Annotated in this window: 11 protein-coding genes; 9 read left to right on the plus strand and 2 right to left on the minus strand. The window is 64.2% G+C overall.

Translation table 11 applies throughout. The annotated features are described in order from the left end of the window. Nucleotides 1-12: 12 nt before the first annotated feature. Both V6M63_RS21740 and V6M63_RS21745 read right to left on the minus strand, forming a co-directional pair. Nucleotides 13-801: an enoyl-CoA hydratase/isomerase family protein gene (locus V6M63_RS21740; protein ID WP_056278198.1), complete on the minus strand. Its 789-nt coding sequence runs from the start codon at nt 799-801 to the stop codon at nt 13-15. Further along, nucleotides 798-1,964 carry an acyl-CoA dehydrogenase family protein gene (locus tag V6M63_RS21745; protein ID WP_056278202.1) on the minus strand — a complete coding sequence of 389 codons (1,167 nt, stop codon included), beginning with the start codon at nt 1,962-1,964 and terminating at the stop codon, nt 798-800. The genes V6M63_RS21740 and V6M63_RS21745 overlap by 4 nt, the downstream gene beginning before the upstream one ends. 156 nt (nt 1,965-2,120) lie before the next feature. On the opposite strand from V6M63_RS21745, the gene V6M63_RS21750 reads away from it, so the two are divergent. The 9 genes from V6M63_RS21750 to V6M63_RS21790 form a co-directional block, all read left to right on the plus strand. Continuing rightward, the gene (locus tag V6M63_RS21750; protein ID WP_069047284.1) at nt 2,121-4,175 is read left to right on the plus strand and encodes an NADPH-dependent 2,4-dienoyl-CoA reductase; all 2,055 of its coding nucleotides are present in this window, start codon (nt 2,121-2,123) and stop codon (nt 4,173-4,175) included. Between the two features lie 18 nt (nt 4,176-4,193). Continuing rightward, on the plus strand, nt 4,194-5,360 hold the full coding sequence (locus V6M63_RS21755; RefSeq protein WP_056278207.1) for an acyl-CoA dehydrogenase family protein: 1,167 nt from the start codon (nt 4,194-4,196) through the stop codon (nt 5,358-5,360). 81 nt (nt 5,361-5,441) lie between these two features. Continuing rightward, on the plus strand, nt 5,442-6,608 hold the full coding sequence (locus tag V6M63_RS21760; protein ID WP_332745303.1) for an acyl-CoA dehydrogenase family protein: 1,167 nt from the start codon (nt 5,442-5,444) through the stop codon (nt 6,606-6,608). After that, on the plus strand, nt 6,605-7,774 hold the full coding sequence (locus V6M63_RS21765; protein ID WP_332745305.1) for an acyl-CoA dehydrogenase family protein: 1,170 nt from the start codon (nt 6,605-6,607) through the stop codon (nt 7,772-7,774). The genes V6M63_RS21760 and V6M63_RS21765 overlap by 4 nt, the downstream gene beginning before the upstream one ends. Continuing rightward, a complete protein-coding gene (locus tag V6M63_RS21770) occupies nt 7,771-8,178 on the plus strand; it encodes a Zn-ribbon domain-containing OB-fold protein (protein ID WP_291083359.1) in 408 nt (135 codons plus the stop codon). Before V6M63_RS21765 ends, V6M63_RS21770 begins: the two co-directional genes overlap by 4 nt. Beyond that, nucleotides 8,175-9,332 (plus strand): thiolase, encoded by a 1,158-nt coding sequence (locus tag V6M63_RS21775; protein ID WP_332745307.1) that lies wholly within the window; start codon nt 8,175-8,177, stop codon nt 9,330-9,332. The genes V6M63_RS21770 and V6M63_RS21775 overlap by 4 nt, the downstream gene beginning before the upstream one ends. Before the next feature lie 30 nt (nt 9,333-9,362). Continuing rightward, a complete protein-coding gene (locus V6M63_RS21780; protein WP_291083363.1) occupies nt 9,363-10,283 on the plus strand; it encodes an SDR family oxidoreductase in 921 nt (306 codons plus the stop codon). 11 nt (nt 10,284-10,294) lie between these two features. Next, nucleotides 10,295-11,152: a MaoC/PaaZ C-terminal domain-containing protein gene (locus V6M63_RS21785; RefSeq protein WP_332745308.1), complete on the plus strand. Its 858-nt coding sequence runs from the start codon at nt 10,295-10,297 to the stop codon at nt 11,150-11,152. Between the two features lie 58 nt (nt 11,153-11,210). Next, the coding region (locus V6M63_RS21790; RefSeq protein WP_332745309.1) for an enoyl-CoA hydratase-related protein at nt 11,211-11,569 on the plus strand (359 nt) is incomplete at its 3' end.

The raw sequence follows: 11,569 nt of genomic DNA on the forward strand, positions 1-11,569 counted from the left end.
GCATTCAGCCGCTCAGGCCTTGAACACCGGTGTACGGCGTGCCTCGAAGGCCGCCAGACCTTCGCTGACGTCGTCATCGAGCAGAGCCGCGCTGGCCAGGTCTTCCTCAAGCTGGAGACCGACCTCCGACGAACCCTCCATGCCTTGCCGTGCCAAACGTTTCATGGTGGCCATGCCGATGCGGCTGCGCGTGGCGATCTTGCTGCAATACGCCAGCGCCGCTTCACCCAACTGCTCAGGCTCGACCACATAGTTCACCAGCCCCCACTGCTCGGCGGTGGCGGCATCGATCCAGCGCGCCGAAAAGAACAGGTCCAGGCCACGGCGCAGACCCGCAATGCGTGGCATGCGCTGGCTGCCGCCCCACCCGGGAATCAGGCCGAACTGGGCATGCTGGTCGCCAAAGCGCGCGTCCTTGGCCGCAAAGATGATGTCGCAGGCCAGCATCAGTTCGCTGCCACCGGCCAGGGTCAGACCCTGGCAGGCCGCCACCACCGGCAAATCGCTGCGTTCCAGGCGCTTGAGCACGCTGTGACCATAGCTGATGAAGTGCTTGAGCCTGGCTGGATCGCCACGCAGCGACTTCACCTCATCCAGATCGGCGCCGGTGCAGAAGTGCTTGCCTTGCGCCCGGATCAGAATGGCGCGCACACCGGAGTCGGATTTCTCGAATCCGTCGATGGCGGCCTCGATGGCCGCATGAACGGACATCGACAGGCAATTGAATTTTTCGGGGCGGGCTAACTCGATAATTCCAACGGCGCCGGCACGGCTGATCTCCACTGGGGATGTCTGAATCATTTCTTGCTCTCCTTGGCGTACTGCACGGCGGCGCGTCCCACGCGCTCGCGGGCAACGATCAGCTTCATGATTTGCGCCGTTCCGTCGCCGATTTCCAGGCCCATCACGTCGCGCAGGCGCTGCTGGTGAGGCAGGTCCATCGACCAGCCATAGTGCCCAAAGGTCAGCAGGCACTGGTGAATCGCGTCAAAAGCGGTCTTGGGGCCCATCCACTTGACCATGGCCGCTTCCGCGGTGTGCGGCTGACCGGCATCGCGCAGGGCCAGGCCGTGGTAGCAGAGCTGGCGGCAAGCGGCGATCAGGGTCTCGAACTCGACAAGGGGAAAGCTCACGCCCTGGTACTGCGCCAGCGGCGCGCCAAAGGTCTGGCGTTCCTTCACGTATTCCCAGGCTTCGTCGATCGAGGCCTGCGCGGCGGCCACGCACTGCAGCGCGATCAGGATGCGGCTGAAGTCAAAGCCCTGCATCACCTGCGTGAAGCCTTTGCCCTCCTCGCCCAGCCGGTTCTCGACCGGCACCCGCACATCGTCGAAAAACACCGAACCACGGCCGATGATCTTGCTACCAACATCGTTGAAGCGCGTGCGTTGCACGCCGGGCTGATTCAGATCGACCAGGAAGGCGCTGATGCCTCGTGCGACATCCTCGGGCTTTCCGGTGCGTGCGAACAACACCATGGCATCGGCCTGGTCGGCAAAAGTGATGGAGGTTTTCTCGCCGGAAAGCACGTACTCGTCGCCCACGCGACGCGCCTTGAGTTGCAGATTGGCGGCATCCGAGCCGCCCCGTGGTTCGGTCAGACCCAGCGCGACGATGGCCTCGCCCGCCACGATCCGGCTGTTCCAGGTGCGCGCCAGCTCGGGGGACGCATTGGCATGGATGATGGCGCCCATCAGCGAACTGAGCAGCTGCATGTAGCTGACGTTGAAGTCACCATAGGCAATTTCCTCGGTGATCATGCCGGCCGTGACGCCACTGAGGCCCAAGCCGCCATATTCCTCGGGCAGATCAACACCGATCAGACCGAGCGAACCCATTTCCTTGAACAAGGCCCGGTCGATGCCAGGTTGCGATTCGCGCTTCTGGTAATCGGGCCTGAGCTTCTCTCGTGCAAAGCGGCGCGCCACGTCACGCAGCGCAATCTGGTCATCGTCGAACATCATGGGTAAATCTCCTGACTGACTGTTGTCGAAATCGCCGCCTGCATCACACCGTCAATCCGGACGAAGAATTTGAGGTGCTCGCCAATTGCATGGCTGGTCGTTGTCGCATGATATCATCGAACAGGTGTTAGTTAGATTTTTAAAGAGGCGTTCCCCATGTCCACCGAAGCCACAGTTTTCTTTCCGACGCTACTCTCCGTCCTGAAGGTAGGCGCGCACACCCTTCGCAACCGAACGCTGATGGGATCGATGCACACACGTCTGGAGTCGCTGGACCGGTCGATCGACCGGCTGTCCCTGTTCTATGCCGAGCGCGCACGCGGCGGCGCGGGCCTGATTGTCACGGGCGGCTATGCCCCCTGCCAGGATGGCCTGCTGGATGAAACGGGTCCCCTGCTTATCACGACGGCACAAGCCGATGTGCTCAGACCGATCCCTCAGGCGGTGCACGCCGAGGGCGGCAAGATCATTCTGCAAATCCTGCACACAGGGCGCTACGCAAAAGTCGCCAGGCCAGTGGGCGCTTCTGACATCCCCTCCCCGATCAACTCCCGCGCGCCTCGCGCCTTGAGCACGGCCGAAGTCTGGCAAACGGTGGAAGACTATGTACGCTGTGCCGAACTGGCGCAACGCGCCGGCTTCGACGGCGTCGAGATCATGGGCTCGGAGGGCTACCTGCTCAACCAGTTCACCGTCACGCGCACGAACAACCGCAGCGACGAATTTGGCGGCAGCATGGAAAATCGTCATCGCCTGCCGGTGGAGATCGTGCGGCGCACGCGCGAACGCCTAGGGTCGCAGTTTCTGCTCATGTATCGGGTTTCGGCGCTCGATCTGGTCGAGGGCGGTGCCCCGGCTGACGACATCATCCAGCTCGCCCAGGCGGTGCAGGCCGCAGGCGCTGACATCCTCAATACAGGCATCGGCTGGCACGAAGCGCGCATCCCGACCATTGCCTACGTGGTGCCGCGCGCGGCGTGGCGCTTTGCGGCGGCCCGCATCAAACAAGCAGTGACGATTCCTGTCATCGTCTCCAACCGGATCAACACGCCCGATCTGGCCGAAGAAATCCTGGCCAGCGGTGACGCCGATATGGTGTCGATGGCGCGCCCCTTCCTGGCCGATGCCGACTTCGTACGCAAGGCGGCGCAGGGCCGCGCCGATGAGATCAACACCTGCATCGCCTGCAACCAAGCCTGTCTCGACTACATCTTCGCCGACCGCCCCGCCACCTGTCTGGTCAATCCACGCGCCGGGCGCGAGCTGGAGTTCTCGCTGATGCCGTCACGGGCCATGCAGCGCAAGGTGGCGGTGATCGGTGCCGGCGCGGCCGGACTGGCCTGCGCGCTGACTGCGGCGGAACGCGGTCATGCGGTCACCCTGTTCGAGGCTGGACCCGAGATTGGCGGCCAGTTAAACCTGGCCCGGGCCGTGCCGGGCAAGCAGGAGTTCAACGAACTGTTGCGCTATTTCAGGCAAGGCGTGGCTCGGCATGGCGTGACGCTCAGGCTCAACAGCCGGGCGGATGCCCCATCTCTAGCTGCCGGTCACTACGACCGCATCGTGATAGCCACCGGCGTGCGCCCGCGCCTGCCGCAGCTCCTGGGCATGGCTCACCCGAAAGTGATGAGCTATGCCGATCTGCTGTCGGGTCGGGTGCAGGCAGGCCGCCGGGTCGCGGTGATCGGCGCCGGTGGCATCGGTTTCGATGTAGCCACCTTCCTGCTGCATGACGAGCATGAGGGTAATGCTGCCAACGCGCCTCAGGCGCTTGAGCAGTTTTACGCTGAATGGGGCGTCGATACCTCGCCCGCAGCTGCGGGTGGCCTCAAACCGGCACAGCCAATCAGCGCGCCACGCGAAGTCACCCTGTTGCAGAGAAAACCTGAAAAGCCTGGACGCAGTCTGGGTATGTCCACTGGCTGGGCACTCAAGGCCGAGCTGGCGCGGCGCGGCCTGCGCACGCTGCCAGGATGCGTCTATGAACACATCGATGACGCCGGGCTGCACCTGCGCGTCAACGGTGTACCGCAGACGCTGAACGTGGACACCATCGTGATTTGCGCCGGCCAGGACAGCGAGAACGCGCTGGTCGCCGAATTGCGCGCGCTCGGCCTGGCGCCCGATGTCATCGGCGGCGCCGAGCTGGCCGCCGAACTCGACGCCTTGCGCGCCATTGACCAAGGCACACGCCTCGGTCTGGCGATTTGAGTCCACTGGAACACCACCATGGATTTCGCCCACAACCAGGAACATGAAGCGATACGCGAAGCAATCGGCAAAATCTGCGCTCGCTTTGACGACAGCTACTGGCTCGAACGGGACCGGCTGGGCGGCTTTCCGCATGAGCTGCACCGCGCTCTAGCCGACGGCGGCTGGCTCGGCGTTTGTCTGCCACAGGAATATGGCGGCGTCGGACTGGGCATCAGTGAAGCGACCGTGATGATGCAGACCATCTCACAGTCGGGTGCGGGGCTGTCTGGCGCATCGGCGGTGCACATGAACATTTTCGGCTTGCAGCCCGTGGCGGTGTTTGGCAACGAGGAGCAGAAACGCCGCATGCTGCCTCCGCTGATCCAGGGTAAGGAGAAAGCCTGCTTCGCCGTCACCGAGCCCAACACCGGCCTGAACACCACCCGTCTGAAAACCCGCGCCGAACGGGCAGGCGACCACTATGTGCTGTCTGGCCAGAAGGTCTGGATATCGACCGCCCAGGTGGCAGAGAAGATGCTCATTCTGGCGCGCACCACTCCGATCGAGGACTGCAAGAAACCGACCTTCGGCCTGAGCCTGTTCTACACCGACCTCGACCGCAGTTTTGTCGAGGTGCGCGAAATCGAAAAGATGGGACGCAAATCGGTCGACTCGAACGAACTCTTCATCGACGGCTTGCGCGTGCCGGTAGGAGACCGCATCGGCGAAGAAGGCCGCGGCTTTGAGTACATCCTGCATGGCATGAACCCGGAGCGGGTGCTGATCGCGGGCGAGGCCGTCGGCCTGGGTCGGGCGGCGCTGCAGGTAGCCGTCAAGTACGCCCGCGAGCGCGTGGTCTTTGACCGGCCCATCGGGCAGAACCAGTCTATCCAGCATCCGCTGGCGCAATCATGGATGGAGCTTGAGGCCGCTGAAATGATGGCGATGCGCGCGGCCTGGAAATACGACAACAGCCTGCCCTGCGGCGCCGACGCAAATGCTGCCAAGTACATGGCGGCCGAGGCTGGTTTCAACGCCTGCCAGCGCGCCATGGCCACGCTGGGCGGCTATGGCTACGCCAAGGAATACCACGTCGAGCGTTACCTGCGCGAAATGATGATCCCGCGCATCGCGCCGATCAGCCCGCAACTCATCCTGTGCTTCATCGCTGAGAAGGTGCTGGGCCTGCCCAAATCCTATTGACATTCGCGAGCTCGCGACCGATTTTCTTCCCGCTGAGGCCAGCAATACCCTATTTTTACCCAGGCCAGCACCCACCCCATCATGACTACCACCCACGACAGCGAACGCGCTGAACAACTGACCATGCTGCGCGAAAGCGCGCTCAGTTTCGTCACCAAAGAATCACCACTCAACCGTGCCCGCGCCCTGCGCCAACAGGTGCCGGGCTACGACCGTCGCTTCTGGAGCGCCCTGGCCGAGCAGGGCTGGACCGGGCTGCTGGTGCCCGAACAACTGGGCGGCTACGCCCAGGGCTTCGCTGAGATGGCCGAGGTGGCGGCCGCCCTGGCTTCTCGGGTCGCGCCCGAACCGGTGGTACCGGTGCTGGTGTTTGGCGGCCGGCTGCTGTCCCACGTGGGTGCCACCGAGCTATCGATGCGTCTGCTGACCGAACTCGCCGAGGGTCGCACGCTACCCGCCGTGGCCTGGCAGGAAGATGTAACCGGCGCGAAAGACCGGCCCGGTCTGGCCGCGACCCGGCTGGAGCGCCAGGGCGACTCCCTGCTGATACATGGCAACAAGCGCCATGTACGCCCCGGGGCCGGGGCCGACGGCTACATCGTCAGCGCCACCAACCCACAAGGTCTGGTCCTGGTGTGGGTGCCGGCCGATGCATCCGGCCTTACCCTGTCGAGCCAGCCGCTGGCCGACGGCAGCTATGCAGCACAGCTCAACTTGAACAGCGTTCGCCTGCCCGCCAGCCACCTGCTGGCCGAAGGGGCCGCCGCCGCGGCCGCGCTGACCCGCGCCTACGACGAAACCTTGGTAATGGCCAGCGTTGAACTGCTGGCCCTTGTGCGCAGCATGCTGACCATGACGCAAGACTACCTGCGAACGCGGATCCAGTTCGGCAAGCCGATAGGCAGCTTCCAGTCACTGCAGCACCGCACTGTGGACCTGTTGATTCAGCAGGAACTGACTGCCAGCGTGGTGACGCAGGCTCTGGCCCTTCTAGATGACCCGGACGCCGAGGCCAGCGCGCGCTCGGCCCTGGCAAGCCGCGTCAAGTCGCGCGCGTCGGATGCGGGGCTGCAGGTGGCGCGGGAGGCGGTGCAACTGCACGGCGCCATCGGCGTCACCGACGAATACGACCTGGGCCTGTATCTGCAGCGTGCTCTGGTGTTGGCCGCCTGGCTGGGCAATGGCAACCAGCAGCGCCGCCGCTACGCCAACCTCACCCAAAACGCCACCGCGCAGGAGCACGCATGAACACTACAGCCTCCACTGCCACTGACTGGAATGCACTCGACAACGCCAGCTTTCGCGCCACACTGCGCGAATTCTTTGAAGAACACTTCCCCAGCGAATGGCGCTACCCGCAACGGCGCCTGCGCTGGTCCGAAATCGGCCCTTGGTACCTGAGGCTTTCAGAAAAAGGCTGGGTCGCGCCGAGTTGGCCCACGCAGTACGGCGGTATGGGACTCTCACCCGAGAAACTCATCATCTTCATTGAAGAGCAGGAGCGCTGGGGCGTGGCGCGCGCGCCCGACATGGGCATCACCATGGTCGGTCCGCTGCTGATCAACCATGGCAACGACGCCCAGCGCGCCTACTACCTGCCCAAGATCATTTCCGGTGAGCACATCTGGTGCCAGGGTTACTCGGAACCCAATTCGGGCTCCGACCTGGCCAGTCTGCGCACCGAGGCAGTGGTCGATGGCAACGATTTTATCGTCAACGGGCAAAAGACCTGGACCACGCTGGCACAGGACGCCACCCACTTTTTCCTGCTGGTGCGCACCGACAAATCGGCCAAGAAGCAGGAAGGCATCAGCTTTTTGCTGGTCGACATGAACACGCCGGGCATCACGGTCCGCCCCATCCGCAACATCGCGGGCAGCGAAGACTTCTGCGAGGTCTTCCTGGAAAACGTGCGCGTGCCGCGCACCAGCATCGTCGGCGAGCTTAACAAGGGCTGGACCATCGCCAAGGCGCTGCTCGGATTCGAGCGCATCTTCCTGGGCAGCCCCAAACAAAGCCAGTACGCGCTGGCGCGCGTGCAGGAAGCCGCGCAGCGCCTCGGCCTGTTCGAAGACACCGGCTTCGTGGACCGCTACACCAAGCTGGCGCTGGACGTGTCCGACCTGGGCGCGCTCTATGGCCGTTTCATCGATCAAGTCAAGCGCGGCGAAACCCTGGGACCCGATGTCTCGATGCTCAAGCTGTTCGCCACCGAAACCTATTCGCGGCTGGCCGACCTGCTGGTCGATGTCATGGGATCGAGTGGCGGCACGCCCGGCTCCACAGCCCTGCCCGGTGGCAAAACCGATGCGTTGACCACCTTCTACAATGCGCGCCCGGCCACCATCTACGGCGGCAGCAACGAAGTGCAACGCAACATCCTGGCTTCCAGCGTGCTGAAGTTGCCGTCATGAGCGCATCGGGCTATCCGGCATTTGACGGCTGCGGCCCGGACGCGCTGTTCGCGCAAGGGTTGGCGCAAGGTCGCTTTAAAATCCAATGTTGCAGCGCCTGCGGTCAGCATGTGTTTTATCCGCGCGTGCTGTGCACCCATTGCGGTTCGGCCCGACTCGAATGGGTGGACCCCAGTGGGGTCGGCAGCGTCTATTCCAGCACCACGGTGCGCCGCAAGCCACAGGCCGGCGGCGACTACAACGTGGCGCTGGTGGACTTGGCGGAAGGGCCGCGGCTGATGTCGCGCATCGACGGCATTGCGCCTGACCAGGTACACATCGGCATGCGCGTGCAGGCCCTCGTGATCGATGATCCTGCCAAGGGCAAGTTGCTGGTCTTCATCCCCGAAGGCGCCACACCATGAGCGCCACCTCTTCCCTGCGCGGCGCGGCAGCTATTGTAGGCGCCAGCCTGGGCGGCGTGCCCATGGCCCCTGGTCGCAGCGCGCTCGAAATTTTGGCTGAAGCGGTGCACGGCGCGCTGGCCGATGCAGGCTTGAAGCTGTCCGATGTCGATGGCCTGTTCACCGGCTCGTCCTATCACTTCCTTGCAGGTTTATCGGTGGCCGAATATCTGGGCATCCATCCCAAGTTCTGCGAAGCCACGATGGTCGGCGGCTCGTCTTATGTGGGCCACCTGCTCACTGCGGCCATGGCGCTGCACACCGGCCAGTGCGACGTGGCGCTCATTTGCTACGGCAGCAACCAGGGCTCGGGCTTCGGCAAGCTCAAGTCGATGGCCGAAACGCCCTTGTACGAGGCGCCATACGAGCCACGCTACCCGATCTCCAGCTACGCCCTGGCCGCAGCGCGCCACATGCACCAATACGGCACCAAGCGCGAGGACCTGGCGCACATCGCGGTGGCAGCGCGCCAGTGGGCACAACTCAATCCGCTGGCCCACACGCGAGATCCACTCAGCATCGGACAGGTGCTGGCTTCGCGGCTGGTGAGCGATCCGCTGTCGGTGCTCGATTGCTGCCTTGTCACCGACGGCGGCGGCGCTCTGGTGCTGGTGCGCAGCGATCGGGCACGCGACTTTCCCAAACCGCCGGTCTATGTCCTAGGCACGGCTGCGGCCACCTGGCACCGCCAGATCGGCTCCATGCCCGACCTGACGGTCACCGCAGCCGCCGAGTCCGGGCCGCGCGCCTTTGCCATGGCCGGTCTGGCACCGAAGGACGTGGACGTGCTGGGGTTGTACGACGCCTTCACCATCAACACGCTGCTGTTCCTCGAAGACCTGGGCTTTTGCGCCAAGGGAGAAGGTGGCGCTTTCGTGCGCAACGGGCGCATCGCACCGGGGGGCGATTTGCCGGTCAATACCAATGGCGGCGGTCTGTCGTGCTGTCACCCTGGCATGTACGGCATGTTCCTGCTGATCGAGGCCGTGCAGCAACTGCGTGCCGAGGCCGGCGACCGCCAGGTACCGGGCGCAGAGATCGCCCTGTGTCACGGCAACGGCGGCGTCCTCTCCAGCCAGGTGACGGCCCTGCTGGGCACGGCCGCCACCGTCTGATTTTTTACATCAATAACCAGGAGTCATTTCATGAACAAGGGCACCATGCTGCAAGACAAAGTGGCCGTGGTCACCGGCGCGGGCCGAGGCATCGGCCGCGACATCGCACTGCTGATGGCGTCGCAAGGGGCCAAGGTGGTGGTCAACGACATCGGCGCCTCGGTAGGCGGCGAAGGCAATGACGCCAGCCACGGCCAGCAGGTGGTCGACGAGATCAAGGCCGCTGGCGGCCAGGCCGTTCTCAGCACCGACAGCGTCTCGACCTGGCCCACGGCCAACCGCATCATCGAGTGCGCTGCCGACACCTTCGGCCGCATCGACATCGTCGTCAACAACGCCGGAATACTGCGCGACCGCCTGTTCTTCAACATGTCGCCCGAGGAGTGGAGCGCCGTCATCGACGTGCACCTCAACGGCAGCTTCTTCACCTCGCGCGCCGCCGCCCCGCATTTCAAGACGCAGAAGTCGGGCGCCTATGTGCACATGACCTCGACCTCGGGCCTGATCGGCAACCTGGGTCAGGCCAACTACGCCGCTGCCAAGCTGGGCATCGTGGCCATGTCGCGCCATATCGCCGGCGACATGCAGCGCTACAACGTGCGATCCAACTGCATCTCGCCCTTTGCCTGGAGTCGCATGATCGGCGCCATCCCCACCGACACGCCCGAGCAGCAGGCGCGCGTGGAAAAACTAAAAAAACTTGGAACCCAACAGATTGCGCCCATGGCCACCTTCCTGGCCAGCGATGCCGCGGCCGACGTCACGGCCCAGATCTTCGCCGTGCGCGGCAACGAGATCTTCCTCATGAGCCAGTCGCGCCCGATCCGCGGCATGCACACCGCTGAGGGCTGGACACCCGAGACCATCGCCGAGCGCGTGCTGCCCGCCATGAAGCAGAACTTCTATCCGCTTGAGAGCTCGAACATCGTGTTCTCCTGGGATCCCGTCTGACGCCATCCACCATGGCGATCAACTACGAGCAACTGATGGCATGGCCGTTCGAGGACGTGCGCCATCACTACACCCAGCGCGACACCATGCTCTACGCACTGGGCGTGGGCCTGGGCACCGACCCGACCAACGAGACCGAGCTGCGCTTTGTCTATGAAAAGAACCTGCTGGCGCTGCCCACGCTGCCGGTGGTGCTGGGCTATCCCGGCATGTGGCTCAAGGACCCGGCCACCGGCGTTGACTGGGTGCGGCTGGTGCATGGCGAACAGGGCTTGCGCCTGCACCGGCCGGTGCCCCCCGAGGGCGAAGTGATCGGGCGCACGCGGGTGAGCCAGATCATCGACAAGGGGCTGGACAAGGGGGCGCTGATCTACACCGAGCGCACGGTGACGGACGCCACCAGCGGCGAACTGCTGGCCACGCTGACCTCGACCACCTTCTGCCGCGCCGACGGTGGCTTTGGCGGCCCGGCCGGGCCGGTCAAAACCGTGCATGAGCTGCCCACGCGCGCGCCTGATCACAGCGACGATTTCGCCACCCAGCCGCGTGCCGCGCTGATCTACCGCCTCTCGGGCGACTACAACCCGCTGCACGCCGAACCCGCGGTGGCAAGCGCCGCTGGTTTCAAGCAGCCCATCCTGCACGGCCTGGCCACCTACGGCATCGCCGGCTGGGCACTCACCCAGCGCGTCTGCGGCGGCGACCCGAGCGCCCTGCAGTCGCTGGATGTGCGTTTTTCGTCACCCGTTTACCCCGGCGAAACGATACGCACCGAGCTCTGGGTGGATGGCAAGGTCGTTTCCTTTCGCGCCCGCGCCGTCGAACGCAACATCGTCGTGCTGAACAACGGACGCGCCGAGCTGCGCTGACCGTCCTTTGCCTTTCATTTTCGTTTTCGTTTTCAATTTTTTTTCAAGGAGCCTCAACATGAACTACGCTGACTTTCAATTCCTCAAGTTCGACCACAAGCCCAACGGCGTGCTGGTCATCACCATCAACCGCCCCGAGGTCATGAATGCCACCAATGGCCGGCTGCACTGGGAGCTGACCAAGATCTGGGGCGTGGTCACTGACGATGCCAAGACCAAGGTGGCGGTCATCACCGGCGCGGGCGACCAGGCCTTCTCGGCCGGCGGCGACCTGGAATGGGTGGCCGGCATGGTCGGCAACCCGAAGGAAATCGCCAACACCATGACCGAGGCTTCGGACGTGGTCTACAACATGATGGCCTGCGACAAGCCCATCATCTCGGCCATCAACGGCGTGGCCGTCGGTGCCGGTCTGGC

The organism is Hydrogenophaga sp., from assembly GCF_036675665.1.
Lineage (GTDB): Bacteria > Pseudomonadota > Gammaproteobacteria > Burkholderiales > Burkholderiaceae_C > Hydrogenophaga.